Annotated in this window: 31 protein-coding genes; 10 read left to right on the forward strand and 21 right to left on the reverse strand. The window is 68.6% G+C overall.

Features of this window, described 5'->3' with window-relative positions:
• Positions 1-3 precede the first annotated feature (3 nt).
• Positions 4-453 carry a DUF3576 domain-containing protein gene (locus tag B3D50_RS13930; RefSeq protein ID WP_003166564.1) on the reverse strand — a complete coding sequence of 150 codons (450 nt, stop codon included), beginning with the start codon at positions 451-453 and terminating at the stop codon, positions 4-6.
• A gap of 348 nt (positions 454-801) precedes the next feature.
• Here B3D50_RS13930 and B3D50_RS13935 point away from each other — a divergent pair, with 348 nt between their 5' ends.
• The gene (locus B3D50_RS13935; RefSeq protein WP_046652691.1) at positions 802-1,203 is read left to right on the forward strand and encodes an NtrZ family periplasmic regulatory protein; all 402 of its coding nucleotides are present in this window, start codon (positions 802-804) and stop codon (positions 1,201-1,203) included.
• Positions 1,204-1,218: 15 nt separating this feature from the next.
• Here B3D50_RS13935 and B3D50_RS13940 read toward each other — a convergent pair whose 3' ends face one another.
• Positions 1,219-1,881, reverse strand: coding sequence for a thiamine phosphate synthase (locus B3D50_RS13940; RefSeq protein WP_286952315.1), 663 nt, complete (start codon positions 1,879-1,881; stop codon positions 1,219-1,221).
• Here B3D50_RS13940 and B3D50_RS13945 point away from each other — a divergent pair.
• The 4 genes from B3D50_RS13945 to B3D50_RS13960 all read left to right on the forward strand — a co-directional run bounded on the left by B3D50_RS13945 (position 1,880) and on the right by B3D50_RS13960 (position 4,506).
• The gene (locus tag B3D50_RS13945; RefSeq protein ID WP_286952083.1) at positions 1,880-2,590 is read left to right on the forward strand and encodes a YggS family pyridoxal phosphate-dependent enzyme; all 711 of its coding nucleotides are present in this window, start codon (positions 1,880-1,882) and stop codon (positions 2,588-2,590) included. The genes B3D50_RS13940 and B3D50_RS13945 overlap by 2 nt on opposite strands.
• Before the next feature lie 62 nt (positions 2,591-2,652).
• Positions 2,653-3,339, forward strand: coding sequence for a response regulator transcription factor (locus B3D50_RS13950; protein WP_003166566.1), 687 nt, complete (start codon positions 2,653-2,655; stop codon positions 3,337-3,339).
• A 7-nt stretch (positions 3,340-3,346) separates the two neighbouring features.
• Positions 3,347-4,288, forward strand: a complete 942-nt coding sequence (gene gcvA, locus B3D50_RS13955; protein WP_286952085.1) for a transcriptional regulator GcvA — start codon at positions 3,347-3,349, stop codon at positions 4,286-4,288.
• Positions 4,289-4,383: 95 nt separating this feature from the next.
• Positions 4,384-4,506 (forward strand): hypothetical protein, encoded by a 123-nt coding sequence (locus B3D50_RS13960; protein WP_046652694.1) that lies wholly within the window; start codon positions 4,384-4,386, stop codon positions 4,504-4,506.
• A 7-nt stretch (positions 4,507-4,513) separates the two neighbouring features.
• On the opposite strand, the gene B3D50_RS13965 is transcribed toward B3D50_RS13960, so the two are convergent.
• Positions 4,514-5,422: a hypothetical protein gene (locus B3D50_RS13965; protein WP_286952088.1), complete on the reverse strand. Its 909-nt coding sequence runs from the start codon at positions 5,420-5,422 to the stop codon at positions 4,514-4,516.
• Positions 5,423-5,510: 88 nt separating this feature from the next.
• Between B3D50_RS13965 and B3D50_RS13970 the strand changes: the two genes are divergently transcribed.
• On the forward strand, positions 5,511-6,917 hold the full coding sequence (locus B3D50_RS13970) for an SLC13 family permease (RefSeq protein WP_286952317.1): 1,407 nt from the start codon (positions 5,511-5,513) through the stop codon (positions 6,915-6,917).
• Here the strand turns inward: B3D50_RS13970 and B3D50_RS13975 are convergent.
• From B3D50_RS13975 to B3D50_RS13990, 4 genes are all read right to left on the reverse strand, one after another.
• Positions 6,914-7,378, reverse strand: a complete 465-nt coding sequence (locus B3D50_RS13975) for a GNAT family N-acetyltransferase (RefSeq protein ID WP_286952090.1) — start codon at positions 7,376-7,378, stop codon at positions 6,914-6,916. The genes B3D50_RS13970 and B3D50_RS13975 overlap by 4 nt on opposite strands.
• Positions 7,375-8,172 (reverse strand): exodeoxyribonuclease III, encoded by a 798-nt coding sequence (xth, locus tag B3D50_RS13980; RefSeq protein ID WP_286952092.1) that lies wholly within the window; start codon positions 8,170-8,172, stop codon positions 7,375-7,377. The genes B3D50_RS13975 and xth overlap by 4 nt, the downstream gene beginning before the upstream one ends.
• 231 nt (positions 8,173-8,403) lie before the next feature.
• Positions 8,404-9,045 carry a LolA family protein gene (locus B3D50_RS13985; protein WP_003166570.1) on the reverse strand — a complete coding sequence of 214 codons (642 nt, stop codon included), beginning with the start codon at positions 9,043-9,045 and terminating at the stop codon, positions 8,404-8,406.
• 297 nt (positions 9,046-9,342) lie between these two features.
• On the reverse strand, positions 9,343-11,808 hold the full coding sequence (locus B3D50_RS13990; RefSeq protein ID WP_286952094.1) for an FtsK/SpoIIIE family DNA translocase: 2,466 nt from the start codon (positions 11,806-11,808) through the stop codon (positions 9,343-9,345).
• A 175-nt stretch (positions 11,809-11,983) separates the two neighbouring features.
• On the opposite strand from B3D50_RS13990, the gene B3D50_RS13995 reads away from it, so the two are divergent.
• Positions 11,984-13,237, forward strand: coding sequence for a UbiH/UbiF/VisC/COQ6 family ubiquinone biosynthesis hydroxylase (locus tag B3D50_RS13995; protein WP_286952096.1), 1,254 nt, complete (start codon positions 11,984-11,986; stop codon positions 13,235-13,237).
• A 15-nt stretch (positions 13,238-13,252) separates the two neighbouring features.
• On the opposite strand, the gene B3D50_RS14000 is transcribed toward B3D50_RS13995, so the two are convergent.
• The 8 genes from B3D50_RS14000 to B3D50_RS14035 form a co-directional block, all read right to left on the reverse strand.
• Entirely contained in the window at positions 13,253-13,444 is a 192-nt protein-coding gene (locus tag B3D50_RS14000) for a hypothetical protein (protein WP_003166572.1), read from the reverse strand.
• The gene (locus B3D50_RS14005) at positions 13,441-13,641 is read right to left on the reverse strand and encodes a hypothetical protein (RefSeq protein ID WP_128719211.1); all 201 of its coding nucleotides are present in this window, start codon (positions 13,639-13,641) and stop codon (positions 13,441-13,443) included. The genes B3D50_RS14000 and B3D50_RS14005 overlap by 4 nt, the downstream gene beginning before the upstream one ends.
• Complete coding sequence (locus tag B3D50_RS14010; protein WP_286952099.1) at positions 13,641-13,784, reverse strand: hypothetical protein; 144 nt, start codon at positions 13,782-13,784, stop codon at positions 13,641-13,643. The genes B3D50_RS14005 and B3D50_RS14010 overlap by 1 nt, the downstream gene beginning before the upstream one ends.
• 89 nt (positions 13,785-13,873) lie before the next feature.
• Positions 13,874-14,068 (reverse strand): Trm112 family protein, encoded by a 195-nt coding sequence (locus B3D50_RS14015; RefSeq protein WP_003166576.1) that lies wholly within the window; start codon positions 14,066-14,068, stop codon positions 13,874-13,876.
• A gap of 147 nt (positions 14,069-14,215) precedes the next feature.
• Entirely contained in the window at positions 14,216-14,875 is a 660-nt protein-coding gene (locus tag B3D50_RS14020; RefSeq protein ID WP_128114703.1) for an LON peptidase substrate-binding domain-containing protein, read from the reverse strand.
• A gap of 10 nt (positions 14,876-14,885) precedes the next feature.
• Positions 14,886-15,785, reverse strand: coding sequence for a thioredoxin (trxA, locus tag B3D50_RS14025; protein ID WP_003166579.1), 900 nt, complete (start codon positions 15,783-15,785; stop codon positions 14,886-14,888).
• Between the two features lie 265 nt (positions 15,786-16,050).
• On the reverse strand, positions 16,051-17,817 hold the full coding sequence (locus B3D50_RS14030; RefSeq protein WP_286952103.1) for a hypothetical protein: 1,767 nt from the start codon (positions 17,815-17,817) through the stop codon (positions 16,051-16,053).
• A 235-nt stretch (positions 17,818-18,052) separates the two neighbouring features.
• A complete protein-coding gene (locus B3D50_RS14035; RefSeq protein WP_286952104.1) occupies positions 18,053-18,700 on the reverse strand; it encodes a hypothetical protein in 648 nt (215 codons plus the stop codon).
• Positions 18,701-19,396: 696 nt separating this feature from the next.
• Between B3D50_RS14035 and B3D50_RS14040 the strand changes: the two genes are divergently transcribed.
• Positions 19,397-19,978, forward strand: a complete 582-nt coding sequence (locus B3D50_RS14040; protein WP_286952106.1) for a hypothetical protein — start codon at positions 19,397-19,399, stop codon at positions 19,976-19,978.
• 42 nt (positions 19,979-20,020) lie between these two features.
• On the opposite strand, the gene B3D50_RS14045 is transcribed toward B3D50_RS14040, so the two are convergent.
• Positions 20,021-20,566: a prolyl-tRNA synthetase associated domain-containing protein gene (locus tag B3D50_RS14045; protein WP_286952108.1), complete on the reverse strand. Its 546-nt coding sequence runs from the start codon at positions 20,564-20,566 to the stop codon at positions 20,021-20,023.
• Between the two features lie 91 nt (positions 20,567-20,657).
• Here B3D50_RS14045 and B3D50_RS14050 point away from each other — a divergent pair, with 91 nt between their 5' ends.
• Positions 20,658-21,398, forward strand: coding sequence for a DUF6065 family protein (locus B3D50_RS14050; RefSeq protein WP_286952109.1), 741 nt, complete (start codon positions 20,658-20,660; stop codon positions 21,396-21,398).
• 147 nt (positions 21,399-21,545) lie between these two features.
• Here the strand turns inward: B3D50_RS14050 and B3D50_RS14055 are convergent, their stop codons facing one another.
• From B3D50_RS14055 to B3D50_RS14070, 4 genes are all read right to left on the reverse strand, one after another.
• The gene (locus tag B3D50_RS14055; protein ID WP_269296438.1) at positions 21,546-22,097 is read right to left on the reverse strand and encodes a CC0125/CC1285 family lipoprotein; all 552 of its coding nucleotides are present in this window, start codon (positions 22,095-22,097) and stop codon (positions 21,546-21,548) included.
• Between the two features lie 88 nt (positions 22,098-22,185).
• Positions 22,186-22,818, reverse strand: coding sequence for a LysE family translocator (locus tag B3D50_RS14060; RefSeq protein WP_286952112.1), 633 nt, complete (start codon positions 22,816-22,818; stop codon positions 22,186-22,188).
• Between the two features lie 75 nt (positions 22,819-22,893).
• Positions 22,894-23,427, reverse strand: a complete 534-nt coding sequence (locus B3D50_RS14065) for a hypothetical protein (RefSeq protein WP_286952114.1) — start codon at positions 23,425-23,427, stop codon at positions 22,894-22,896.
• A gap of 96 nt (positions 23,428-23,523) precedes the next feature.
• Positions 23,524-23,994, reverse strand: coding sequence for a translation initiation factor IF-2 (locus B3D50_RS14070; RefSeq protein ID WP_286952116.1), 471 nt, complete (start codon positions 23,992-23,994; stop codon positions 23,524-23,526).
• Between the two features lie 117 nt (positions 23,995-24,111).
• On the opposite strand from B3D50_RS14070, the gene B3D50_RS14075 reads away from it, so the two are divergent.
• On the forward strand, positions 24,112-25,440 hold the full coding sequence (locus B3D50_RS14075) for a PQQ-dependent sugar dehydrogenase (protein ID WP_286952118.1): 1,329 nt from the start codon (positions 24,112-24,114) through the stop codon (positions 25,438-25,440).
• An 18-nt stretch (positions 25,441-25,458) separates the two neighbouring features.
• Here B3D50_RS14075 and B3D50_RS14080 read toward each other — a convergent pair whose 3' ends face one another.
• A complete protein-coding gene (locus B3D50_RS14080) occupies positions 25,459-26,688 on the reverse strand; it encodes an argininosuccinate synthase (RefSeq protein ID WP_286952120.1) in 1,230 nt (409 codons plus the stop codon).
• Between the last annotated feature and the right edge of the window lie 56 nt (positions 26,689-26,744).

Consider the following 26,744-nt stretch of genomic DNA (forward strand, 5'->3'; position numbering starts at 1 on the left):
TCTTTAGCGACGGGCCGCGTTGGCGAGGTTGAGCTGGCGCGCCTTGGTCAGGATGGCGTTCTCCAGATCGGTTTCGGTCTGGGCCGCGACCGGGGCGGAGACCCAGGCGCCGGCGGCGTCCTTGACTTCCTTGGTGACGGCGACGTTCAGGGCGTCGGCGCGCAGGCGGCGATCCAGGATGAAGACGGTCGCCTTGAAGCGCTCGTTCGGCGCCTGCGGATTGACGTACCAGTCATAGTTGACCACGCCGCCCCACGGATCGGCGCTGGTCAGGGGCATAAAGGACAGGGTGTCCAGGGTGGCGCGCCACAGATAGGCGTTCACGCCGATGCCCAGCTGGGCCTCCATGGTGGGCGCCTTGGCCTTAGAGCCGCCGAACGGCAGGCTGGAGCAGCCCCCGAGCAGCAGGCCCGAGGCGATCAGGGCGACCGCAGCGCCGCGAACAAGAGCCATTCCGTGATCTCCGTGAAAGGGTTTGACGGCGCGTGAGGGAACGTCGCCTGACGACGCCCACGCACGTTCGCGTCAGCAACGCTCTATAACACGGCGAAAAGGGGCGATGACAAGGCGATCTGGCATCAGACTCGACCGATAGAGGCCTCGGTCTGGCCCTTCTGCGTGACAAGGGCGCCACAGCCTGCGCCGGAGTCGCCTGGAACCTGTACCATGGGGCCACGTTCCGTTGACCGTAGGAATGCAGTCCATATCTTATCCCCAGATCAGACGCGGCTCGTTCAGGCGCGTTCTGAGGTCGTCAACGAGGATCGCCGCAGAAAACGAGCGGTCCATAGGGTGGGTGAAATGCGTTTCGTCGCCGTCATCGCTGCAAGCGTGGGCGCCCTGGCTTTGGCCGGGGCGGCGACCGACGCCGCTGCGCAGACGCGCGGCCGCGCCCCTGCCGTCAGCCTGACCGACATCGCCGCTCAGTCGCCCAGCACCCCGACCGCCGCCCAGCGCCGCGGCCTGCGCTGGAACGAGAACGGCCGCTGGGGCCTGAACTTCAACCTGAACCAGCCCGTCGGCCGCGAAGCCGACTGGGGCGACGTCGAGGCCGGGGCCTATTACCGCCTCAGCCCTCGCCTGCGCGTCGGCGCCGCCGCCAACCTGGCCTCGCCGGAAGTCGATCCGGCCCGTGCGCCCGAAAGCGCCGCTGATCGCCGCGCCGCCCCGCGCGTGCGCCTCGAGACCATCTTCAAATTCTGATCCTGAGCGCCTCTCTCAGCGAGAGGTGAACGCTGTCTGGATCGCCTCCACGCCCGCCAGCCCGCACGCGCCTGATTCGCTGAGGGCTTGCGCGTTGCGCGCCGTGACGCCGCCCAGGGCGTAGGCCGGGCAGGGGGCCAGGGCCGCTAGGGCGGAGAACCGCTCCACGCCCAACGCGGGCTTGGCCGCTGAAGCGCCGCCCGCCGGGAAGACCGGCGACAGCACCAGGGCGTGCAGGTCGCGCGCGCCGCGCACCGCCGCTTCCGAATGCGCCGCGCCGGTCAGCAGCCAGTCCGGCCGCCGTCCCGACAGGGCATAGGCCGACGGCAGGGCGCGCTCGGGCAGGTGTACGCCGTCGGCCTCCACCCGCTCGGCCAGGGCGGCGTCCAGCCCGACCAGCAGCAGCACGCCCGCCGCCCGCGTCGCCTCGCGCAGACGAAGCCCGGTTTCGACGGCGTCGGCGGCGCCGAAGGCGCGGTACACGACCCCCGCGCCCGCAGGCAGGCGCGCCGCTGTCTCCCACGGCCGGGGCGTCCGCGTTGGATCGGTGAAGAACAGCAGGGGCGGCAGGGGGCGCGGGCTGACAGGCACCGCTGCGAGGGCTACAGACTGCGACAGGGCCTGGGCGGCCGCCCATAGGGTGCGCGCGTCCTCGGCCATGAGTTCGGACAGGGTCATGACAGCCACTACGCCCGCTTTCGCCGTTTCGTCCATCGCCGACCGCTTCGCCGAGGTGCGCCGCCGCATCCATGACGCGGCGCTGGCGGCGGGCCGCGACCCCGCCTCGGTGGCGCTGACGGCGGTGTCCAAGACGCAGGGCGACGCCGCCCTCGACGCCGCCCTGGCGGCCGGCCAGCGGGTGTTCGGCGAGAACCGGGTGCAGGAGGCCAAGGCCCACTGGGATGAGCGTCGCGCCGCCCTGCCGGACCTGGAGCTGCGCCTGATCGGCCCCCTGCAGACCAATAAGGCGCAAGACGCGGTCGAACTGTTCGACGTCATCGAGACTCTGGATCGCGAACGCCTCGCCGCCGCCCTGGCCGCCGCCGCGCGCAAGACGGGTCGTCGTCCCCGCGTCCTGGTTCAGGTCAATACGGGCGCCGAGCCGCAGAAGGCGGGCGTGCTGCCGGAAAACGCCGACGCCCTGATCGCCGCCGCGCGCGAGGTTCACGGCCTGACGGTCGAGGGGCTGATGTGCATTCCTCCGGCTGACGAAGACCCCGCGCCGCACTTCGCCCTGCTGGCCGCGATCGCCGCGCGCAACGGCCTCTCGGTCCTGTCGATGGGCATGAGCGGCGACTATCTGACGGCGATCGAGGCGGGCGCGACCCATGTTCGGGTGGGTTCGGCCCTGTTCGGGGAACGAAATATGGTCCCTGCGACCTCTTAGGACGCAATATCGCGCCCGGCGCCCTTGGCGTTCGGCTCAAGCCTCGCCATTCTAAAGAGACCATGCGCACGCCCAAGACCATTCTGATCATCGATGACGACAACGACCTGCGCGAGGCCTTGGCCGAGCAGTTGGCGCTTCATGAGGAATTCCGCCCGGCCCAGGCCGCGACGGCGACCGACGGCGTGCGCCAGGCCAAGGAGGCGCGGGCTGACCTGATCCTGCTCGACGTCGACCTGCCCGACATGGACGGCCGCGAGGCCTGTCGCCTGATCCGCAAGGCGGGGGTCTCCACCCCGGTCATCATGCTGACTGCGCAGTCGTCGGATTCGGACGCCATCCTGGGCCTCGACTCCGGCGCCAACGACTATGTGACCAAGCCTTTCCGGTTCGCGGTCCTGCTGGCGCGCATCCGCGCCCACCTGCGCAGCCACGAACAGTCCGAGGACGCCGTCTTCCAGGTCGGCCCCTATGAGTTCCGTCCGGCCTCCAAGCTGATGGTCGACGACAAGGGCAAGAAGGTCCGGCTGACCGAGAAGGAAACCAACATCCTCAAGTACCTCTATCGCGCCGGGGCCAAGCCGGTGTCGCGCGAAGAGCTGCTGACCGAGGTCTGGGGCTACAACGCCGGGGTCACCACCCACACCCTGGAAACCCACATCTATCGCCTGCGTCAGAAGATCGAGGTCGAGCCGGGCCAGGCCCGTCTGCTGCTGACTGACGCCGGCGGCTATCGCCTCCAGCCCTGACATCCAGATGAGCGAGCGTCGCCCGACCCCGCCGCTGGTGGCGCTTCGGGCGTTCGACGCAGCGGCCCGCCTCGGCAGCTTCCGCGAGGCGGCCGAGGAACTGGGCGTCACCCCCGGCGCCGTCAGCCGCCATGTGAAGGCGCTGGAGATGCGCCTGGGCCTGCGCCTGTTCGATCGTTTCAACCGTTCGGTGCGCCTGACCGCCGACGGCAAGCGCCTGGCCCAAGGCGTGGCCGACGCATTCGAGCGGCTGGAAAGCGCGCTGGAGGCCGTGCGGCCGGGCCGCTCGCGCCAGCTGCGCATCACCGCCCTGCCGTCGCTGGCCAGCAAATGGCTGTCGCCGCGACTGCATCGCTTCAGCGAGGAAAATCCGGATCTCGACCTGATCGTCTTCGCCGAGGACCGCATCGCCGACCTGTCGAACGGCGAGGCCGACGTGGCCCTGCGCTACGGAGAAGGCCCCTATCCGGGGCAGGTGGCGCGGCGGCTGGTCAATGAGCGGCTGATTCCGGTCTGCGCCCCGTCCTTCGCCGCCGCGCGGCGCTTGAACCAGCCGTCCGACCTGCTGGACGTGGTGCTGATCCACGAGACCTGGCACGACATGCCCTACGCCGACCGCATGGGCTGGAAGGCCTGGTTCGAGAGCGCCGGGGTCGATGATCCGCGGGTGAGCCACCTGCGCGGCCCCCATTTCAGCCACAGCCATCTGGCGCTGGAGGCGGCCCTGTCGGGACGCGGCGTGGCGCTGACCTCGGCGCCCCTGGCGGCGGACGACCTGCGCGAGGGGCGGCTGATCCAGCCGGTCGATCACGCCCTGACCAACGACCTGGCCTATTGGGCGGTGGTCCTGCCCGAACGGGCGGACGAACCCAAGCTGCGGCGCTTCCTCAACTGGATCGTGGCGGAATCGCGGCTGGATGAGGACGCGGATGCGGATCGGGTGATCTGAGATCACCCGACGCGGCCTAACCGTGGTTTGTCCCGTACAGTCGCGCCGCCTATCTTGAGACCGTTCGGAACTCCCCCGCCGAAAGGAACCAAGTCATGAAACTCGTGCATCCCCGCGCCTCGAGCTTCTCGTTCGAAGGCGTCGTCGTCTTCACCGGCAGCGTCACCCTGATCCTGATGGGCGTGCTGGCCGGGGCCAAGCTGCTGGGCGCAGCCTGAGCTTAAATCAACGCGGGCGCCATTCGCTGAGAAGGGCGCCCGTGGCCCCATCCTCGAAGGCCAGCCGGTCCAGCCGCAGCGCGGCGATGCAGACCGGACGGCTTTCGGCGTCCTTCTGGACGCAGTGGACGGCCTTGCCGTCCGCGAAGGCGGTCAGCCGCCCTTCCAGCCGCAGCGCATAGCCGCCCGGCGCCGGCGTCGGCGCGACGCCCTTCTCCCCCCGAATGACATGGACATAGGCCTGGCCCTGACGACGGCCCAGGCGCGATCCGCCCGTTTCAAACACGGCGGCCAGCCCTGCGGTGCGTTCGGGCTGGACGATTGGCGGCGCCGCGACGTCGTCAACGGCCTTGGCCTCAGTCGTCTTGTCCTCGGCGGGCGTCTTGATCGCCGTTTGAGCCGGCGAAGGCGCGAGTTCCGGGGCGGGGGCGGCCAGAGCCGCTGACGCCGGACAGGCGTCCAGGCCGCTCCACGGCCGGGCGATCCAGAAACCTTCGACCGCTTCCCATTTGTCGACCGCCCCCTCGCGGGTCGCTGGGACCAGGGCTGACGCGCCCAGGTCTTCCGGCGTGATCGTCAGGGTCAGGCTTCCGTCGGCATTGCGAACGAGGCGGGGCAGGCCGCCGGCTTCGCTGGCGACGGTCGCCTCGCCGCCGCAGCCGAAAGGCAGGCGCACCGACACCGTTCGGCCGGTCAGGGCGGCGTCGCGCGTCTGGCCGTCGGCCAGGGCGGTTCCGGCCTCGGTCAGGGCGGCCAGAAGGGCGGCGCGGTTCAGGGTGGAATCGAGCACGACCGTCGGCGGCGGGGCCGGATCCGCAGGGGCGGCCGGTTCCGGCGGCCGCTGGCACCAGGTCAGAAGCGGCAAGGCCGCCGCCAGGGCGAGCGGCGCGGCCAGACGGGTCGTTGTGATCGACATGGAACCAGCCTAACACGAGAAACGCTGATTGGCGCCCCGGCCCGTGATCGCGGTCGAGGCTGGGCTGAAAAAAGGGGGTCTTGCGCGGGTGACGCTGGACCAGATCATCGCTCTCATCGTTTTGATCGCCGTGGTCGGGGTGATGATCCACGGGCGGATGCGTTCGGACGTGGTGGCGCTCAGCGGGGCGGCGGCCCTGCTGCTGTTCGGCGTGGTCCGCCCGGTCGAGGTGCAGAGCGCTTTCGCCAGCCCGGCGGTCATCGCCTTGGCCGGGCTGTTCGTCATCGCCTACGCCATCGAACTGTCGGGTCTGCTGGGCCTGATGATCCGCAAGGCGACGGCGCTGTGCCGGCGTTTCGGCGCGACGGGCATCTGGGTGGTGATCGGCCTGTGCGGCTCGGTCGGCGGCTTTCTGAACAATACGCCGGTGGTGGTGCTGGCCGCGCCCGTCGTGCGCGACATGGCCAAGTCGCTGAAGCTGTCGCCCAAGCGGTTCCTGATGCCGCTCAGCCATGTGACGGTGATGGGCGGCCTGCTGACCCTGATCGGCACCTCGACCAATCTGCTGGTCAACGACATGGCGCGCAACGCGGGCCAGCCGGTGTTCAGCCTGTTCGAGATCACGCCTGTGGGTTTGATCATCGCCCTGGTCGGCGGGCTGTGGCTCTATGTCTTCGGCGCGCGCCAATTGGGCCGCTCGGCGACGGCTGAGGAAGAAGCTGAAGCTGAACGGGAGCGCCTCGCTGCGGAAGCGCAGGCGGTCAAGGGAGCGCGTCGGTGGCGTCTGCCCTTCTCCCTGCCGTCGCTGGTCCGGCTCGGCGAAAGCCGCAACCAGCGCGACGGCACCGGCGACGCCCACCTGGGCGACGTTGATCTCTATTCTTCAGCAGACCGCCCGTTGCAGTGGAAGCGGGCGCTGATCGCCCTGGCGGTCTTCGTCCTGGTGGTGGCGGCGGCGGGCCTGGGAATCGCGCCCATAGCGGCGGCGGCCTTCGCCGGGGCGGTGGCCCTGATCCTGCTGGGCGTGCTGACGCCGGAAGAGGCCTATTCGGGTCTCAAGCCGGACATCCTGCTGTTGATCGCCGGCATGGTTGTGGTCGGCACCGCCATCGAAGTGACGGGACTGGCGGCGCAAGGCGCGGGCCTGCTGATCGAGGTGATCCGTCCGTTCGGGCCGCTGGGCGCCCTGATCGTGCTGTACGGCGTGACCCTGTTCGCGACCGAGCTTTTGTCCAACGCCACGGTGGCCGTGCTGGTGACGCCGATCGCGGTCGCCCTGGCCGAGAGCCTGGGGGTCGATCCGCGCCCCTTCCTGGTGGCGGTGATGATGGCCGCCTCGGCCGCCTTCGCCACGCCCTTCGGCTATCAGACCAACGTCCTCGTCTATCAGATGGGCGGCTACAGCTACATGGACTTCGTCCGCGTCGGCACGCCGCTGAACCTGATCACCTGGGCGGCGGCCATGGTCGCCATCCCGATCTTCTTCCCCTTCTAGGGGCGGGGCGCCTCGAACAGGGCCATCCCGTCCGCATCCGCCTCGGTGATGCAGCGCCAGCCCTGGGCGGTGAAGAAGCGTCGCGCGCCGGGATTGTCGGGCATCACATAGGCCAGACGGCGAGGGCGCTGGGCGAGGGCCTCATGCGCTGTGACGGCATCCAGCGCCCGCTGCGCCAGCCCCTGGCGTCGCCGGGCCGGATCGACGGCGATGTCGGTGACGACCCAGGCGTCCCGTTCGGGATCGGGCGCCACGCCGACGACGGCGGCCAGCATCTCGTCCTGCAGATAGCTGAACTGCCGTCCTTCCTGATCCGCCAGGACAAAGGCCAGCCAGTCCTCGTCCATCGGCCCCAGATGCTCGTCCAGTTCCGCATCGGCGTACCAGGCGCGATAGGTCGCAAAGTCCGTCGCCTCGAACAGGCGCAGACGCTCGCGGGACGCAGACTTGCATCGGCTCAAACGTCGAGATCCATCACGACCGGGGCGTGGTCGCTGGGGCGTTCCCATTCGCGCACCGTGTCGAGGATGCGGGCGCTGCCCTTGACCACGGCGGGCGTCAGGCCGGGCGAGGTCCACAGGTGGTCGAGGCGCAGCCCCCGGTTCGACTTGCGGAAATCCTTGGCGCGATAGCTCCACCAACTGGCCAGTTTGACTGGGTCGGGGATCTGGTCGCGCACCACATCGGCGAAGCCGCCTGCGTCCTGAAGCCGGTACAGGGTCTCGACCTCGCCGGGGGTGTGGCTGACCACCTTGGACATGAAGCGGTGGTTCCAGACGTCGTTCTCGCCCGGCGCGATATTGAAGTCTCCGGCCAGGACCAGAGGCCGCTGGCGGTCGCGGGTCTTCATCTCGGCGGTCAGCCGCTCATAGAAGTCCATCTTGTGATCGAACTTGGGGTTCAGCGCCCGGTCCGGCAGGTCGCCGCCCGCCGGGATGTAGAAGTTCTGAACCTCCACGCCCTCGACCACGGCCGAGACGCAGCGGGCGTGGCCCTCGCGGCAGACGTCCAGCTTGGGGCTGTCGACGATGGGCAGGCGGCTGGCGATGGCCACCCCGTGCCAGCCCTTCTGGCCGCCGACCCGCAGGTAGGGCAGGCCCATGTCGATGAAGGCCTGACGCGGGAACTGGTCCTCGGTGCATTTGATCTCCTGCAGGCACAGGACGTCCGGGGCGTTCTCGGCGACGAAACGGGCGACCTGATCGATGCGCAGGCGGACCGAGTTGATGTTCCAGGTGACGATGCGAAGGCTCATGCCAGCGGGCTTAGCAGCTTGGCGGGGCGGGGTCTAAGCCGGTTGTCGCGCGCATTAAAAAAGCGCCCGGAGCGAAGTCCGGGCGCATGAAGTTCGTCTCTCTCGCCGCCAGGCGGGGATGAATCCGTGGCGGGCGGGACGGCCGCCGCCGTCCTGTGCCCAAAGTGTCACGCCCGGCGAAAAAGGTCAAACTGTCACAAATTCGCCCTGCTTCTTTTTCTGGGCGGCGGATCAGTTGCGGCGATTGCGACGCGTCGGGTCGCGCAGCTGGAACAGGCTGGCGGCCAGGCCCGGCGCCGGTTGCAGCGTGGTCAGCTGAACCCGCGTGCGCGAGCCTTGCGCGTCGGTGATGGTCCATTCCTGCAGCCGCACGGGCGAGCCGGCGAAAGCCAGGATGACCGAGCCTTCATTGGGACGGCGCGCGTCGCGGGCGGTGATGGCGAAGGCGCCGGAGTCCATGCGCGTGATCCGGTCGATCTTCACGCCCTGATCCAGCCGGACCTCGCGCGCCAGGAAGGTGGACAGCGGCGTCTGGCCCAGCGGCGCTTGGCGGAAGACGTTCAGGCGCGGATCCCAGCGGCTGACGTTGTTGCCGTCGGCGACGACCAGCAGGCCTTCCGGCTCGGTGTATTCGAACCGCATCTTGCCGGGGCGCTGCAGATAATAGCGGCCGGTGCGGCGCTGATTGTTCGGCCCGGTCTCGACAAACGTCCCTTGGGCCGTGGTCATGGCGGTCAGATAGGTCTGGGCCTGACGCAAGACGGCTTGGTCGTCGGCCGACAGCCCGGCCTGCGCCAGGACGGCGGCGGGGGCGGCGGCGAGCGCGACCAGGGCGGCGGAGCCGAGGCCGAAGGCGCGGCGGGAAATGCTCATGTCTTTTCTTCTCCCGTTCTGAACGGTTTTCGACCCGGTGAGGGTGGGGGCTTCATCCGGCAGGCTGATGACGCCAGCCTGACCATATTCCGGCGCTCCGATGAAGCGGTGTTCATTGTTTTAGCGTCCTAGCGCTCGCGACGCGGTCGCTCGCTGCTTGAGGACGTGAGGCGTTTAAGCGTCGACTGAACCGCAGGGTTCCTTGGCGTGCGCTCGTGATCGGCGCTGAAGCAGCGAGCCGCTGCGCGGCGAGCGATAGCGGCCGGCGGCAAAGCCGCCGCCTCGGCGCAGCCGAGACTACATAGGGGGCGGCCCGGCCAGCACTTCGCGCTTGCCGGCGTGGTTGGCGGGGCTGACGACGCCTTCCTGCTCCATACGTTCGATCAGGGTGGCGGCGCGGTTGTAGCCGATCTGCAGACGGCGCTGGACGTAGGAGGTCGAGGCCTTGCGGTCGCGCGTGACCACGGCCACGGCGCGGTCATACAGGTCGTCGCCGGTGCCGCCGCCTTCATCGCCATAGGCGCCGTCGCCGTCTCCGTCCGGCTCATCGGTGATCAGATCGAGGTATTCCGGCTCGGCCTGGGCTTTCAGGTGTTTGCAGACGTCCTCGACCTCCTGGTCGCCGACGAAGGGGCCGTGCAGGCGGGTGATGCGTCCGCCGCCGGCCATGTAGAGCATGTCGCCCTGACCCAGCAGCTGCTCGCCGCCCTGTTCGCCCAGGATGGTGCGGCTGTCGATCTTCGACGTGACCTGGAAGGAGATCCGGGTCGGGAAGTTGGCCTTGATGGTGCCGGTGATGACGTCGACCGACGGGCGCTGCGTCGCCATGATCAGGTGGATGCCCGCCGCGCGCGCCATCTGGGCCAGACGCTGCACGGCGCCTTCCACATCCTTGCCCGCGACCAGCATCAGGTCGGCCATCTCGTCCATGACCACGACCAGATAGGGCATGGGCTCGGGCCGGATCTTCTCGCTCTCGTAAACCGGGCGGCCCTGCTCGTCGAAGCCGGTCTGGACGGTGCGTTCGAAATGCTCGCCCTTTTCCTGGGCCTCGCGGGCGCGCTCGTTGTAGCTGGCGACGTTGCGGACGCCGAGCTTGGACATCCGGCGATAGCGGTCCTCCATCTCGCGCACGGTCCACTTCAGGGCCACGACCGCCTTCTTGGGATCGGTCACGACCGGCGCCAGCAGGTGCGGAATGCCGTCATAGACCGACAGTTCGAGCATCTTGGGGTCGATCATGATGAAGCGGCACTCGGCGGGCGAGTGGCGATACAGGATCGACAGGATCATGGCGTTGACCCCGACGGACTTGCCCGAGCCGGTGGTGCCCGCGATCAGCAGGTGGGGCATCCGCGCCAGATCGGCCACATAGGGCTCGCCGCCGATGGTTTCGCCCAGCGCCAGCGGCAGCAGATGGCTCTTCTTGTCGTATTCGCCCGACGCCAGCAGGTCGCGCAGGAAGACGGTCTCGCGCTTGGCGTTGGGCAGTTCGATGCCGATGGCGTTGCGGCCCTGAACCACGCTGATGCGGCAGGCGCGGGCCGACATGGAGCGGGCGATGTCGTCGGCCAGGGCCACGACGCGGCCGTGCTTCACGCCGGGCGCGGGCACCAGCTCATACAGGGTGACGACGGGGCCGGGGCGGATCTGGTCGATCTGGCCGCGCACGCCGAACTCCTGAAGCACGCCCTCCAGCATCTTGGCGTTGGCCTTCAGCGATTCCTCGTCGACGGCGCCGCCGCGCTGGGCGGGCTTGGCCAGAATGCCCAGCGGCGGCAGTTCGAAGCCGCCTTCGCCCGCGAAATCGAAAGCCTGCTGATCGGCGTCGTTGCGGACGGGCTTGGGCGCCTTGACCGCGGCCACCTTGGGCTCGGCCGGGCGGCTGGGGCGGGCTGAGGGCGGGGCGATGGGGGCGGGGGTCGCGTCCTCCCATGGCGGGGTGTAGGCGTCGGGCGCGTCAGCGTCCGCATCATCATAAGCGTCGACGGCGGGAGCTGGAGCCGCCTGGGCGGTTGAGGCGAGCGGGCCGTCGGCCTCCATGTCGTCGGCCTCGGGCAGGCGATGACGCGGCTTGCGGGCCGGGGCGGCGGCCTCGGCGACGGCGCGCGGGGCCTTGGCCGGTCGGGCGGTGCGGGCCTCGGCGCCCTTCTGGGCGGCCCAGCCGGCGGTGTCGGTGAAGTCGCGCAGGCGCAGGCCCACGGTGTAGGCCAGGCTCCACAGCGCCAGCGCCAGGAACAGCAGGCCCAGGATGATGCGCGCGCCGGGGACCTTCAGCGCGCCCAGGCCGTCGGCGGCCAGGCCGGTGACGGCGTCGCCCCACAGCCCGCCCAGGCCCGCCGCCAGCGGCCATCTGGCAGGCGCCGCCGGGGCCGACAGGGCCGCCGACAGCAGCAGCACGCCCGCGACGGCGCAGAAGATCTTGAACGGCGTCGGCTGCAGCCGGTGCTGCAGGGCGTCGCCGATCGCCACCGCCAATCCGAAGGCGATCAGCAGCAGGACGGCGGGCCAGGCCGCCAGCCCCAGCGACTGCATGATCAGATCGGCGAAGGTCGCGCCCGCCCCGCCCAGCCAGTTGGTCGGCGCCTGCGCCGATGCGGCGTTCCAGCTGGGATCCGCCGGATTCCACGAGATCAGGGCCACCAGCAGAAGGGCGGCCAGCATGGCCTGCAGCACCCCCCTGAACCGCACGGCGAAGGGCGCCGCCCAGACGATGCGGACGGTGCTCCAGACGCGTTGGCCGAGCGCGAGGGCGACGGACATGAAGGCGGACCCCCAGAAATGGAACTGAAAGCGAGACTCCGCCCCTTAGTGCCTCGCATAAGGTTAAAGCGGCATTTACCAGCCCGGTCTTTGCGAGCGGGGATGAGCCCTTATGTCCCATCAGGCAGGCGGGCTTGTGGTGGCGTGACGCGCGATAGGGGCCTAGAACGACAGCATGAGCGGATCGGACGACTACGACATCATCATCGCCGGCGCTGGGCTGGTCGGGGCGACCTTTGCGCTCGCGGCGGCGCAGGGCGGCCTGCGCCCCGTCATGGTGGACCCCCAGCCGTTCACCGCCCAGCTGGCGCCGACCTTCGACGGGCGGGCGACGGCCGTCTCCTACGCCAACTTCCGGATGTTGAAGGCTCTGGGACTGGGCGAGGCGCTGGAGCCGCACGCCTGCCGTATGGACCGCATTCTGGTGACGGACGGCCGCCGCCCCGGCGCCGCAAGCCGCAAGCCCTCGGCCTCCTATATCCGCTTCGATGCGGACGAGATCGGCGATCGCAACGGCGGCGAACCGCTGGGCTATATGGTCGAGAACCGCCGCCTTCGCGCGGCCCTGGCCGAGCTGGTCAAGGCTCAGGGGCTGGAGGTCCGCGCCCCCGCCGCCGTGGCCGATGTGGCCGTCGGGCCGGGTCGGGCGACGGTGACGCTGAAGGACGGATCGACCCTGTCGGCGCCGCTTGTGATCGGGGCCGAGGGCCGCAACTCGACCGTGCGCCGCGCGGCGGGCATCGACGTCTTCGGCTGGACCTATCAGCAGAGCGGCGTGGTCTGCACGGTCCGCATGGAGAAGCCGCACGGCAACGTCGCCCATGAGTATTTCCTGCCGGACGGCCCGTTCGCCATCCTGCCGCTGACAGAGAACCGGGCCAATCTGGTCTGGACCGAAAGCACCCGTCGGGGCGAGGCCCTGCGCTCGGCCTCGGACGAGGCTTTCCACGCCCATCTGACGCGGCGGTTCGGCGACTTCCTGGGCGAGCTGACGATCGAGGGGCCGCGCTTCGTCTATCCCCTGTCGCTGCAGTTGGCCGAGGGGCTGACCGCGCCGCGCATGGCCATCATCGGCGACGCCGCCCACGGGGTGCACCCGGTGGCGGGGCAGGGGCTGAACATGGGGCTGAAGGATGTCGCCGCCCTGTCCGAGGTGCTGACCGAGGCCGCGCGCATCGGCGAGGACATCGGTTCGGAACTGGTGTTGGAGCGCTACGCCCGCTGGCGCCGGTTCGACAACGCTGCCCTGGCGGCGGGCTTTGACGGCTTCGTGCGCCTGTTCTCCAACGACATCGCCCCGGTGCGGCTGGCCCGCGATCTGGGCATGGCGGCGGTCAATCGGATCGCGCCGTTGCGCCGGGCCTTCATGCACGAGGCGGGCGGGGCGACGGGGGATCTGCCCCGCCTGCTGCGCGGCGAGAGTTTGTAAGAGGGGCTGCTCGGCTCAGTCGTGGGCGTGGAGCAGCACGTCGGCGTCGTCACGGCGGTCGGCCTCTTCCACCGCACAGCGCAGGGCCGAGGCCCGGTTCTGGAACAGGCCGAAGAAGAGCCCGTCCGAGGAGGTCAGGCGCCAGACGCGGCCCAGGCGGCGAATCTCGAACAGGACGGGTCGGGCCTTGGCGCGGGCGGCGGTCATGAGCGGGGCTCGGTCTGGAGCAGGCCGTCAGCCTGACGCTGCAGCTGGCGGGCGATGCGCGCGGCGGCCTCGCGGTCCTTGAAGGGGCGGGTGGCGCAGCCGTCCAGGGTGACGCACCAGCCGCCGTCGCGGGCGACGACGCCATAGGCGCGCGGGCGGTGAGGGGCGGCGGGGCGCCCGTCGGGATAGCCGCTCATCATCGCGGGCGGCTCCCGTTGCGGGGCGTGCAGCCGAGATAGAGGGCCAACACGGTCTGGACCATGCGCCAGACGCCGGGTGCGGCGGGCTCGGGCGGGGTTGGGCGGCTCAGCGACTGGTTCAGCAGGGCGCGGCGGCTCATGGGGGGCTCCTTCATGAGACGAAGAAACACCCGACGGCCATAAGGGCGCGATGAGGAAAGCGGGGCGCCGCCTAAGCGCGGCGTAAGGTTTAGTCCAGCGGACGGGCGTCTTCGGCCAGCATGATCGGCACGCCGTCGCGGATAGGGAAGGCCAGCTTGGCGCCCGCCGAAACCAGCTCGTTGCGCTCGCGGTCATAGGTCAGGCGGCCGCGCGTGACCGGGCAGACCAGCACCTCCAGCAGGCGGGGATCGACCGAGACGGGGGTGTTGAAGGCGTCGCTCATGATTTTAAGTGCCCTATCGCTCGCGCCGCGGGCGCTCGCTGCTTGAGGAAGTTTGCGCCCTATCGCTCGCCGCGCGGCGGCTCGCTGCTTGAGGGCGCTGGGCGCCCGTGTCTGGGTTGCGCTTTTATCTTTGGATGCGATCGGACGCTACTGCATCGCCGGACCCGGCTCGTCGTCGTCGGGGGCGACGGCTTCGATGCGCAGGAGGGCGGTCAGGGCCGCTTCGCGCTCGGTCAGGGTCAGGGCCTCCAGCAGGGCCTGTTTCTCGGGCGGATCAAAAGGGAGGGCCATGGCCAGGCTGTTGACCAGGGCCTCCTGAGGCGCGGCGCGGGCCGTGTCCCAGTCGATGTCCATGCCGCGTCCCGCCAGATAGGGCGCCAGGGCCGAGAGGAAGGGCTCGCGGTCGAAATCCTCGGTCGGGTCCGGGGCGCGCAGGTCCGCCTCATAGGGCAGGAAGTCGACACGCGCCTGGCGATAGGGGGTGCGGACCTGCATCTCGGTCGCCACGGCGAAGCGGCACACCCCGGTCAGGGTGATCAGATAGCGCCCGTCCGAGGTCTCGGCGAAGCTGGTGATCCGCCCGGCGCAGCCGACGCGGGTCAGGGGCGGGCGCAGGCCCGCGGGGCCGACCGGCTGGATCAGGCCGATCATCCGGTCGCCCGCCATGGCGTCGTCCACCATGTTCAGATAGCGCGGCTCAAAGATGTTCAGCGGCAGCTGGCCCCGCGCCAGGAGGATGGAGCCCGGCAGGGGAAACACCGGGATCACCTGGGGAAGTTCGCTGGCCTTGACGTAGCCCTGAGCCATGATCGCGCCGTTAGGAGAACAGGATGGAGGACAGGCGCCGTCGTCCGTCGCGGGCGACTTCGCTGTTGGGGCCGGCGGCCTCGAACACTGTCAGCAGCTGCTTGCGCGCGGCCTGGTCGTTCCACTCGCGTTCGGCCTGGACGATGGTCAGCAGGTGGTCGACCGCCCCCTTCAGATCGCCCGCCGAGGCCAGGGCCTGGGCCAGGTCGAAGCGGGCCTCGTGGTCGTTCTTGTTCGCCGCCAGCCGGGCCTCCAGCTCGGCGGTCGCGCCGGTCGGGGCGGCCGAGGCCAGAGACAGCTGGGCGCGTACGGCCTGAACCGTCGGCTCGGTGGAATCGGCCGGGGCCATGGCGATGGTCTGGGCCGCCTGTTCGGCGTCGCCCTCGACCAGATAGACGCGGGCCATGCCGGCGATGGCCTTCTGGTTGTCGGGCTCCATCGTCAGGACGTGGGCGAAGGCCTGGGCGGCGCCGCCCAGATCGTTGAGACCCAGCGACTCCTCGCCCAGCGACAGCAGTTGCTCGACGTCGGTGTTGACGCCTTCTCCGCCGGTCAGCTTGTCGATGAAGGCCTTGATCTGGCTGTCGGGGATGGCGCCCTGGAAGCCGTCGACCGGCTGGCCGTTGACGAAGGCGTAGACGGTCGGGATCGACTGCACCCGCAGCTGGCCCGCATAGGCCGGGTTGGCGTCGACGTCGATCTTGACCATCTTCACCGCCCCCTTGGCGGCGCGCACGGCCTTCTCCAGCGCGGGGCCCAGCGTCCGGCACGGGCCGCACCAGGTCGCCCAGAAGTCGACGATGACCGGCTGATGCTTCGAGGCCTCGATCACGTCGGTCATGAAGGAGGCGTCCGTGCCGTCCTTGATCAGGTCGGGCGGGGTGGTCAGGGACGGGTCGGCGAAGGTCATGGTCGGGTCCGCATGGGAGTCGAAGGAAGGTAACGGATCAGATGGCGTCGGGATGCCTCGCCATCAAGCCGAAAGCGCGCCTTGCCGCAGGCGAAGGCGAGCAGAGCGGAAAAAACAGAGTCCAATTCGTCTGAATCGTCTGAAATCTTCTCCTTCGGCCGGAGTGGATGGCGCACCAGAGTCCTTCTCCCCCAAGGGGAGAAGGAAGAGGAGGGCGCTTCGTCATGCCGTAGCAGGCCGGTGCGTCAGAACGGGGCGTAGCGCCCTACAGCCGGTCCATCCGCAGCCAGCGGGCGTCGCCCAGCCAGGCGGTCTTGAGGGCCTGGTCGGCGGCGGCGGCTTCGGTGGCGCGGCCCTGGGCCGCCTCGGCGCGGGCCAGGCCGTAGAGGGCCCAGCCGTTGTTCGGCGTCTGGGCCAGGGCCAGGCGGAAGGCGTCGGCGGCCAGGTCCGGGCGCCCGGCCTGATACAGGGCCGCGCCCAGCGACTGATGCACCGGATAGTACCAGAAGGCGGGCTCCATATAGGGCAGGGCGGCCTCCAGATCGGCGGCGCGGCGATAATGCTCCGTCGCCTCGGCGGGACGGCCGCGCGCCATGGCCATGCGCCCGTAGGCCACGGCCTCGGCCAGGGCCAGAAGATCGGGCGCGGGCACGCCCTGGGCGACCATGTCGGCCAAGGCGGGGGAGGCCTTCAGCGCGTTCAGCGCCGCCATTTCGCGGTCGAAGCTTCTCTGGTCGCGCAACCGGGCGTGGGCGACGGCGCGGGCGTAATGGCGCATGGCGGCGGCGTAGGGCAGGCGGGCGTCGGGCGCGGGCGCGGCCAGGACGGCGCGCGGTTCGGCGAACTGGGCCAGGGCCTGATAGGGGGCGGCGTCGATGACCTGGACCCAGGCGATGCGGGCCGAGGTCGCCGGGTCCAGCACGGTGCGCAGGCGGCGCGCCTCGCGCAGGGCCGTCTCCATGTCGCCGGCCATCTGGGCCGAGGCGACGATGAAGTGGATGTTGTGCGGATAGTAGCCGTAGCGGACCAGGCTCTCGTCATTGGTGTCGCGGATGAAGGCCTCGTCTGCGCGCGCCGCCGCGAGGTTCAGGCGCATGGCCTCGGCGTAGCGGCCGCGCCGCAGATAGATGTGGCCGGGCATGTGCACCAGATGGCCCGCGCTGGCGGGGCGAGAGACGGTCAGGCGGTCGGCCGCCGCCTCGGCCCGCGCGGGATCGGCGGCCTCCATCAGGTGGATATAGAGATGGGCCGCCTGCGGATGGTCGGGGCTGCGGTCCAGAACCGTCTCGATCAGGCGGATCGCCTCGCTGGTGCGGCCGATCGGGATGCGCTGGTCCGCCTCCCAATAGTTCCAGGGCGTGGTGTCCATCGCCGCCTCGGCGGCCAGGACGGCGACGTCGTCATTGTCGGGAAAGCGGCGCGCGGCGACCAGCATGGCGTCGGCGTAGGCGGCGTCCAGGGCGGGGCGGTCGGCCGCCGGATCGTCGGAGTAGCGCAGGCCCAGGGCGTCGATCAGCGCCTGCTCGTGCGGCGCGGCCCCGGCGCTCAGGACCAGGGCGCGGTTCAGGGCCTTCAGCGCCGCCGCCCGGTCGCGTTCGTCCATCGGCGCGTTGATGTTGGGGCCCAGGGCCATGGCCTCGCCCCACCAGCAGGCGGCGCAGGCGGGATCGCGGCTCTGCGCCTCGCGGAAGGAGCGCACCGCCCCGGCGTGGTTGAAGCCGTAGGCCAGGGTCAGCCCCTGGCTGAAATAGGCCTGGGCGCCGGCGTCGTCGGTCGTCGCCTTGAACGGCGAGGTCGTCAGGTCGGGATAGAGGGGAATGGGCTCGGCCTGACTGGCGGGCGCGGCGACGGCCGAGGCGACCAGCAGGCTGCGGGCCAGGGCGCCGCCGCTGGAACCCGGTCCGCAGACGCCGCCGAACAGGCGCTCGAGGCGCAGCGCCGTTGCGGCGTCGGACGCGGGGAGGGCGGTCATCGGTCCGGCCAGAACCAGACCCGCTCCGCCCACGGCGAAGGCTTTCCAGAACAGTCTCATGCACCGTCCCCTTTCAGGGCCTGACGCGATGAACGTCCGCCGCACAGGCGCGCGTGATGAAGTCGAGAACGGCGATATTACGCCTTGGCGCGCCCCTTAGACAGGGCGATTCCGGGAAACGGGACTTTCCTGGGCGGGCGGCTCACAGGCGGAAGCGGTTGGGGTCTGCAGAGGGTGGAAAGCGGACTCAAAGCATTGGTCTCGCCAAAGGCAAAACTATTGGAAACAACGACTATTATGATGGCGAAACTAATTCTGGATATCGCTCCCTCATAGAGAACTCGATCTTGTCCCAATTTGTCGCAGCATCGGAATTTACGGGAGGAAAGCTCAGCTCCACACTTGAGAGAAGCTCTGTAAAATAATTTATACTTCGTAAAATATTTTTATCATCGGTTGATAGTCTAGCAACATAAGTAGCTACTTGGCCGGTTGGCTCCTCAGCTTCGGTAAAGACCCAGAAGTTGATCATCCCATCCGGGGCTCGCGTAACGCAGCTGAATGTTGGTCGATTCCCTATCTTCAGCGAAACAAGGCGATTTTCTAGATCTGGAGCAGAGAAATCAGGCCGACATAAATAAGGCCACTGATTAGGAATTGAGCTCACATCATACCAAATACTCATGCTGCCTGCGTACGGAGAATCCACTTCGTCGCTGGTGCAAGATTTTGGGTTTGGCGAAAGGCTGGCCGAGAAACCATTAAACACATACCCCATACTCATTGTTTTACAGACTTTTAGGCCATCGGGAAATTTGACCTTCAAACCTTCCGCAGGCCGCGCAGTGCTCTCCCAGGGACGGACGGTGAAGTCGCATCCAGCCAAGCTGAGGCAGAGAGCGATCCCCAAAGGGGTAAGCAGGTAATCTGGGGCGAGTCGCATGGACATCTTAAGAGCAAGAATGGCGGGGCGAAGATGCAAGCACGATTATATCGAACATTTCACCTTAGCTTGAAAGCTAGGTTTCCAACGTCCGCAATGGGTCGTGAACCGAAGTTCGCTTAAGGGTGGGGAGCGGTTATCAATCTGCTAGTTTCGTCGTCGCTTTGGGGGAGCCGGATGGAAAGACGCATCGCTACTGTAGGCAAGGCCTCGGCAGTCACCGCTTCGCTGCTATTAATCGTGACAATGGTCGGAATAGCTCTCCCTGTTCCGGGGCAGAGAATGGATGGTCCCTTGGGGGCAGATTGCATGCTCATGGCGCAGGCGTTGCGCAGCACGCCTCCTCCTTATCGCGTGATCGGTTCAGATCGTGCCTGTGACTGGCGGGGCTTGGGGTTCCCACATGCCGTGGCATACGAACAACTTGCTCCTGGGACGGAGAGCGGGGGCAGCACAGTCGAAGCCCCGAGATACAGCCTTGGTGGTTTTAAAGCTGAGGTCGGAGTTGGGATGGTTCTGGCGGCGCTTGCCGGGTCAGGCCAGGACTGCACTTTTTACCGCTTCTGGGGCATGTGGCATCGCACAAGGTGCGTGGATACGTGGATAGCATAACGTCGCTAAGCGTCATGAAGCGAAGTTCGCTTAGGGTGGCTTGCGGACGTTGCCTAGAACCCGTCGCAGTGCGACGGTCGTGGCATGTTTGAGGAAGCTCCCAAAGCACGCGCCGACATGACAAGCGGCACAGTCTACGCGGTCACCGGGGAAGGGGGCTGGACCTACTACGGCCAGGTTACGCCCGATAAGAGGATCGGCTTTTTTCGCTTTCGGAGTCGGGAAACTGCGGAAGTCGCAGAGGTGCTAGCTGCTCCGGCGATGACGGTAATAACCGTGGGTGTGCAGAGCATCACAGCCGCATTGCGCTCCGGGCTATGGAAAAAGCTGGGCCGCTTCGCCATTGCGCCCGCTGTTGCTGAACCTCGCCCATCTGTTCAATGGCCCGTCGGCACGCTCACGGTGACTGTTTGGACGGCCAAAGGCACTTGGGACACAAGGGTAGAAGACCCAGCTATTCAGGACATGGAGATCATGGCTGGTTGGGATGCCGAGCACCATGTGGCACCTCGCCTGACGGCGGATTTTGGCGAGGAAAAAGCGCCATGGCATGTCGGGGGGCCGATATGGCGGCAGCGACTGATTAAACAAGAAATGGCTTCCCGTTTTCCAGACCAGCCATGGCATGCCCTAGCGCAGGACTGGGTGCCTCCTAAGGTCTCCTAAGAGTCGCTTCCAGACATAGCCTACAGCCTGAGAAGTCGCCGTTCAGTCCAGCGCGTCGAAGTCCACTACGATCGGCTCGCGGTCCAGCAGTGCTAGGACGCGGCGGAAGCTGTTCTGGCTCAGGGCGGTGGTCGCCGTATTGGCCAGGGGGTGGAAGTTGACGACAGCGGCCTCCCACAGGCGGCGGTCCAGCACGAAGGTCACACGGCGGTCTGCATCGTTGATCAGGCCCAGGGCCGTGACCGAGCCGGGGCGCACGCCGAGCGTCTCCCACAGCAGGGTCTCATTGCCGAAGGACAGGCGGTCCGAGCCCATGGCGCGATGGGCGCGCTTCAGGTCGATGACCGTGTCCTGGGCGGCCGAGATCAGCCACAGGCGGCCCTTCTTGTCCTTGAGGAACAGGTTCTTGGTGTGCAGGCCCGGCAGGGCGGCCTTGAGGTCCAGCCCTTCCTCGACGCGGAAGACGGCGGGGTGGTCGTGGGTGGTCTGTTCGATCCCGTGCTCGGCCATCCAGGCCAGCAGGCGGGCGCGGTCGTACGCGGGCTCGTGCAGGACGTCGGAGGCGGGATCGGCGGCGATGGCGGTCATCTCGGTCTTGTCGGGCGGGCGGCGAGGGCGATAGGGGAGGAAGCCGACCCTCGGGGTCGCCGCCTTATTCGTCAAGCTTGGGAGCCGCGTCTTGGAACTGGAATGCTATCCGATGAATGCGCGTCCGTGCGACCTGGTGCCGGGCCGCCAGTCGCGCAACTGGATGGACGCCTTCGCCAGCCGTCACCCCTATCGCTGTCTGCCGCTGACTATGGCCAACACCACGGGGTGGGAGATCCTGTGCCCCTTCGGCTTCACGGCCGAGTGGAACGGCGGGCCGTCGCAGACCGACATCAAGATCACGCCGGACCGGCCGCAGCCCGATCTTGACCACTTCGTCACTTCGCACTTCTCGCGCGGGGTGCTGACCATGCACCCGCAGTATCTGTTCCGCACGCCGCCGGGCTGGGGGCTGATCGCCCAGGGCTCGCCCAACCACGTCAAGGACGGCATCCAGCCGCTGAGCGGCCTGATCGAGACGGACTGGCTGCCCTTCCCCTTCACCATGAACTGGATCTTCACGCGGCCGGGGCGGATCAAGTTCGAGAAGGGCGAGCCCTTCTGCTTCATCCTGCCCGTCGAGCATCGCAAGGTGGAGCAGTTCGAGCCGGTGATCCGCTCGCTGGAGTCCAATCCTGGCATGAAGGGGCAGTTCGAGGCCTGGAACCGATCGCGCACCGATTTCAACACCCGCCTCGCCTCGGGCGACCCCGACGCGGCCAAGGAGGCGTGGCAGCGCTTCTACTTCAAGGGCGAGGTGCCCGAGGCCCTGGGCACGGCCCCGGCGACCCACGCGAACAAGCGCCGCCTGAAGAACCCGCGCATCGGCTGAGGCCCAGCGCCTGATGCAGCAACGCCCGCCTCCGTCGCCGGAAGCGGGCGTTGTCATGTCTGGCGCCTCTCGCTGCTTGAGCGACGCAGCTGGCAGCAAGGGCCGCTCAAGCAGCGAGCCGCCGCGCGGCGAGCGTTAGCGGCCTGCTTAATACGTGGGACGCATCACGCGCGGGCCGAGGTTGTTGATGACCTCGCGGGCGTCGAAGGCGTTGACGTCGCCGGCCGGCTTGGGACCGCGGCCCATGACGATCTCGGCCGTGGCCTCATAGCGGTCGACCTGGCGGATGTCGCGGTCCCGGCCCCAGTAGGGATCCCAGGTGCTCCAGTAGCCGCGCTGGTAGAAGCGCCAGGACGGACCCCAATAGGGGCCGTAGCGGTCGTAGTAGAAGGGATCCGGCGTCGTGTAGAACCGGGTGTCGCGGTCCGTGGCGCGGGTCACGGTGGCGAACCAGTCGTAGCCGTTCTCGACCGTCAGTTCGGCCGAGCGCAGCAGCAGGGACATCTCGACCTGGTCGCGCGAGGTGACCGAGTTGCCCGAGAAGCTGACGGCGTAGCGGTTGGACTCCAGGCGCTGCTCGGCATAGCCGCCCTGACCCTTCGAGCCGACCGGCTGATAGGGGGTGGCCGTCGCACAGGCGCCCAGGGCGAGCGCGCCCGCCAGGGCGATCAGCACCGGGGTTTTGCGAAGCTTGATCATGGAAGTTTCTCCTTGAGCGTTCATTGAACGCCCGTCGGTCTGAACGAGGGGTGAATGGTCAAGTTCCCGATCGCCCGTTCCGGACGGATCACAGACGCGAGACGATGAGGACGGCGGCGAGGAGCAGAAGGCATCCGACCACAATGCCGAAACCCTTGCGGAAACGCGGCGCGGTCATCTGTCGCGCCAGGGCCGCCCCGCCCAGGCCGTAGGCGCACATCGACAGGCCGTCCATGCCGACGGTGGTCACGGCGAACAGGGCCAGTTGGGGCGCCAGCGGACGGTTGATGTCGAGAAAGGGCGGCAGGACGGCGGTGAAGAACAGGATGGCCTTGGGGTTGGCGATCTGGACCATGAAGCCGTCGACCAGGGCGCTGCGCCCGCGCTTGACCTCGATGTGCGAAGGCTCGGCGGCCGTGGCGAAGGCCCCTCTCAGGGCCTTGATCCCCAGCCAGGCGACATAAAGGGCGCCCAGGACGGCGATGACGCGGAAGACCTGGGGGAAGGCGATCACGAGGGCGCCCAGGCCCAGGGCGGCGGCCCCGAACCACACCAGGGTGGCGGTATTCATACCCAGGACGGCGGTCAGGGCGGCGGCCTTGCCCTTCTCCATCCCCGTGGCGACGGCGAAGATGTTGGCGGGGCCGGGCGTCACCGCCATCACGGCCATGACGCCGAGAAACGCCAGATACAGATGCGGGTCGACAGGTAGCGTGGCCATAAGGCCCTTTCGGGCGCATGCGAGCTCAGGTCAAGCCGGGTCTGAACCCAGGCCGTTCAACCCAAGCCGTTCAACTCAGGCGGGGCAGGGGACCGCGCCGTCGGAGTCCAGCGGCGCCGCCAGGGCGGTCTCTTCCAGCGCGTCCAGGGCCAGGTCGAAGCCGTACTGAGCCACCAGGCCGTAGGTGACCATCTGTTCGGGGTCGATCTGCGCCCAGGCCCCGTTGGTCGTCAGGCCGTGAATCGCGGGCTCGGCCTCGGCCATGGCTTCGCGGACGATGGCCTCGACGTCGATCTCGGCCAGGGCCGCTTCGGCGATCTGACCGGCCTGGCGCGTGGCCTCGGCGGTGAAGTCGACGACGTGGGGCTGATAGTCGGACCACAGGGCGGCGACGCGCAGGCCCTTCTGGGTTTCGGTCAGGTCGGGGTCGGCCTGGATGCGCTCGGCGCGAGCGCCGAACTCCTGCATCTTCTGCTCGAAGACGGCGGCGGCGGATTCAAGGCGGGTCTCGGCGGGGGTCTTCCGCTCTTCGGCCACGGCGGTCGAGATCGGCAGCAGGGCCAGGGCGGCGGCCAGGGAGAGCGAGGCGAGGGGGAGGGCGCGGGTCATGACGAAGCTCCTTCGGCGGACGCCGCGCAGGGTCCGCCGAAGGAGGGATCGGCTCAAGTGAAATCGCGGTAAGGCGCGATCTCGCGATCAGGCGCCTTAGTCGACGGCGGGCGGAGCCGGCGGGGCGGCCAGGGCGGCGTCGATCGCCGTGCGGATCTGAGCGGGCAGGCCCCGCAGTTGAGCCGAGGCGGCGTCAGCGGCGGCCAGAATTTCCGTCTTCTTCTCAGCGTTCTCGGGCTTTTCGGCTATCTGGCGCAGGAAGGCGCCGTACTCGTCGGCGAAGGCGACGAACTTGGGCTCGTATTGAGTCAGGACCGCGTCGGTGCGGGCCTTCTTGGTCGCGCCGTCCAGGCTGGCGTCGCCCATGATCGTCTCGAGTTCTGCGCCCATGCGTTCGGCTTCGACGTTGAAGGCTTCACCTTTGGCCGCGAAGGCGGCTTCCTCGGGCGAGGGGGCGGGCTGGGCGGTGATCGCCGGTGCGGGCGGCGGCGGATCCTGAACGGCGGCGAAGGCGGGGGCGGCGAACAGGGTGAGCGCCGCGGCGGCGGCGAGGGGAAGAAGGTTCAACGGAGAACTCCGGCTGGCGACGGCCGAAGCCGTCAAGAAGGATACGCCGGACGATCGACCGGAGATGGTTGCAGGTTGGCCTTGCCACCGGGCGAGCGCAAGCGTCAGCATGGAGGAATGAAACCGACCCTGCGCGCCGCCTCCGTCTTCTCCGTCGTCCTCGCCTCAGCCCTGGCGTTGACGGCTTGCCTGGCGCCGGGCGACGCCCGCGCTCAGGCGGGGGCGCGGACCTATGCGGTCCAGGGCGACTGCGACGGACGCCCGGCGACCGGGGTGCGGATGGCGTCGGGCTCTTGCCTCGGGCTGGTGTGGCAGGGGGCGGGCCAGGAGGGGCCGCGGATGCCGCGCGGCCTGATGCCGCTGGAGGGCGGCGACTGGCTGGTCACGGATCTGGGCGCCTGGGAGGCGGGCAAGGGGGCGGTGTGGCGGCTGTCCTTTGCGGCCGACGGCGCGGCGCGCTGGCGACGGCTGGCGAGCGGCCTGTCTATGCCGCACACGGTCAAGCGCGGACCGGACGGGCGCATCTATGTGTCCGAGATGAACCGCATCCTGACGCTGGACCCCGATGCGGCCGATGCGCAGGGCAGCGTCCGCACCGTCATCGGCGACCTGCCGGACAACCGGCTGCACGACAACCGCCACCCGCTGTCCAGTTTCGTCTTCGACGGGAACGGCGACCTGCTGGTCAATGTGGGGGCGCCCAGCGACCGCTGCCTCGACGCGATGGGCAAGCCGAAGGCGGATGCGCGCGGCGCCTGCGTCGAGGATGCGGCGACGGCGCAGGTGCGGCGCCATGCCTATCTGGGGAACGGCCGCTGGGCGGAAGAAAGCACCGTCTTCGCCAGCGGGCTGAGGAACTCCATCGCCCTGGTGCGCCATGCGTCGGGGACGGTGCTTCAGGCCGAGAACTCGGTCGACCTGGACACGCCGAACCACCCCTATGACGAGGTGAACGTCCTGACCCAGGGGCGTCATTACGGTTGGCCCTATTGCGTCGATCTGGCCACGCCCCTGCCGGGCTGGCCTGTGCGTCAGGCGCGCTGCAATGAGCGCGAACGGCCGATCGCCCTGCTGCCGCCGCACGCCGCGCCGCTGGACCTGATCTATTACGACGGGGCGATGTTCCCTGAGCTGCAGGGGCGGCTGCTGATGACCTGGCACGGCTTCCGCCGTGCGGCCGGACGCATCGTGGCGGTCGAGACGGACGGGCAGGGGCGGCCCCTGACCGACATCGGCGGGCGTTACGCCGTCTATCCGCGCGGGGCGCTGTCCTACCCCGCCGGGGCGCCCAGCGTGAACGGCAAGGTGCTGACGCCGGGCTGGGATAAGGTCGCCGGGCGCCATCCGCGCGGCTCGCCGGTGACCATGGCGACGGCGCCGGACGGCTCCATCTGGGTCACGGATGACAGAAGCCGGGCGATTCTGAGAATCGCCCGGCCCCGGTAGGCTTGTGTCAGAGGCGGCTTAGCCCTCGCGGCCGTCCCGCTTGGCCAGGACGCGCAGGCGCAGGGCGTTCAGCTTGATGAAGCCCTCGGCGTCCTTGTGGTCATAGGCCTGGACGCCTTCCTCGAAGGTCACCAGATCCTGGTCGTACAGGCTGTTGGGGCTTTCGCGGCCGATGATGGTGACGTTGCCCTTGTAGAGCTTCACGCGGACCACGCCCGAAACCTTCTCTTGGCTCTTGTCGATGGCGGCCTGCAGCATCTCGCGCTCGGGGCTGAACCAGAAGCCGTTGTAGATGAGCGAGGCGTATTTCGGCATCAGCTCATCCTTCAGGTGCATGGCGCCGCGATCGAGCGTGATCGACTCCATGCCGCGGTGGGCGGCCAGCAGGATGGTCCCGCCGGGGGTCTCATAGACGCCGCGCGACTTCATGCCGATGAAGCGGTTCTCGACCAGGTCCAGACGGCCGATCCCGTTGTCGTGGCCCAGCTGGTTCAACTTGGTCAGCAGGGCGGCGGGCGACAGGGTCTCGCCGTCGATGGCGACCGGATCGCCCTTTTCATAGGCGATGGTGATGACGGTCGGCGTGTCCGGGGCGGCTTCGGGCGAGATGGTGCGCTGGTGCACGAATTCGGGCGCCTCGACAGCCGGGTCTTCCAGCACCTTGCCCTCGGACGAGGAGTGCAGAAGGTTGGCGTCGACCGAGAAGGGGGCCTCGCCGCGCTTGTCCTTGGAGATCGGGATCTGGTGCTTCTCGGCGAAGTCCAGCAGGGCCTCGCGGGACTTGAAGTCCCACTCGCGCCAGGGGGCGATCACGCGGATATCGGGTTCCAGGGCGTAGTAGCCCAGCTCGAAGCGGACCTGGTCGTTACCCTTGCCGGTGGCTCCGTGACAGACGGCGTCGGCGCCGACCTGACGCGCGATCTCGATCTGGCGCTTGGAGATCAGCGGGCGGGCGATCGAGGTGCCCAGCAGATACTGGCCCTCATAGACGGTGTTGGCGCGGAACATCGGGAAGACGAAGTCGCGCACGAACTCCTCGCGCAGATCGTCGATGAAGATGTTCTCGGGCTTGATGCCCAGCTTCAGCGCCTTCTCCTTGGCGGGGGCGAGCTCTTCGCCCTGGCCCAGGTCGGCGGTGAAGGTCACGACCTCGGCGCCGTACTCCTCCTGCAGCCACTTCAGGATGATCGACGTGTCCAGCCCGCCCGAATAGGCGAGGACGACTTTCTTGGGGGCGGGCTTGCTCATCGGTCGGGGAATCCTTTCAGGAGACGCAAGGGTCAGGGGACGCTTGGGGGAGGCGT

It is taken from the genome of Brevundimonas sp. UBA7507, from assembly GCF_002478355.1.
Classification (GTDB): Bacteria; Pseudomonadota; Alphaproteobacteria; order Caulobacterales; family Caulobacteraceae; genus Brevundimonas; species Brevundimonas diminuta_D.